Raw genomic sequence first — 238 nt, 5'->3', positions numbered from 1 at the left:
GTATGGTTCCTGTAGCGGTAACGTGAAGATACGGGCGGATAAAAGGGTTAATCCCTATAGCAGGTAGATTGGTTGTCCTTCCGGAAATGGTAAAATTATCTCCCTGATCGGCAACATCAAATCCCCAGTTTACAGAAAGCGGCGCCATATTCATGAATGAACAGTTGATTTTAATATCAACTGTTGTAGGCCTCCCTTTCATTTTGGCAGAGTTGAGGTTTGCTACATTCATATTAAA

At 41.6% G+C, this 238-nt stretch carries 1 protein-coding gene; it reads right to left on the bottom strand.

Annotated features, from left to right (window positions below; translation table 11 throughout):
• Nucleotides 1–238 (bottom strand): hypothetical protein (locus ACPYOJ_RS36655; RefSeq protein ID WP_481420581.1); only part of this gene is annotated, 238 nt, incomplete at both ends.

It is taken from the genome of Rhizobium sp. SVR5-9E, from assembly GCF_056755095.1.
This window is presented reverse-complemented; position numbering and strand designations above follow the sequence as displayed.